This is a genomic window from Halorubrum sp. SP9 (assembly GCF_005435015.1).
Classification (GTDB): Archaea; Halobacteriota; Halobacteria; order Halobacteriales; family Haloferacaceae; genus Halorubrum; species Halorubrum sodomense.
Genome location: NZ_SGXU01000453.1, coordinates 1 through 389 on the forward strand (window position 1 = coordinate 1; position 389 = coordinate 389).

1 protein-coding gene is annotated in these 389 nt (G+C 69.9%); it reads left to right on the forward strand.

The window, feature by feature from the left end:
• Nucleotides 1-53 precede the first annotated feature (53 nt).
• Nucleotides 54-308: a preprotein translocase subunit TatA gene (locus tag EXE45_RS18215; RefSeq protein ID WP_137695146.1), complete on the forward strand. Its 255-nt coding sequence runs from the start codon at nucleotides 54-56 to the stop codon at nucleotides 306-308.
• The last annotated feature ends 81 nt before the right edge of the window (nucleotides 309-389 follow it).

The following is a 389-nucleotide window of genomic DNA, read 5'->3' on the forward strand; positions in this document are numbered from 1 at the left end:
CGGAGCGACCCCTCCCCCGATCAGCTTTAGTCGCGCCGTCGAGTGGACGGCACATGGTCTCTCTCGTCCCCGCGTTCGGCGGCGTGCCCGGCGGTCCGGAGCTGATAATCATCATGATCATCGCCGTGCTCCTCTTCGGCGTGCCGCTCGTCCTCGTCGCGGGCGCGGTGGTGTACCTCACGACGCGCTCCGACGACGGAGGGGCGGACGCCGACCGAATCGCCGAACTGGAGGCGGAGGTCGAGCGCCTCCGCGAGCAGGTTGGCGACGAGGGGGACGACCTCGAGGAAGAAAAAGAGAGCTCGTGAGCGGCCGAAACGGTCGGCGCGTGCCTGCGAGGTCGCCTTGCAGCCGAGCAGCACGCGCGAGGGAGTCGGTGGCCCGGAGCG

What these genes read in the sequence shown, in the direction of transcription:
- EXE45_RS18215 (WP_137695146.1), top strand. Translation starts at nt 54, where the DNA reads ATGGTCTCTCTCGTCCCCGCGTTCGGCGGCGTGCCCGGCGGTCCGGAG.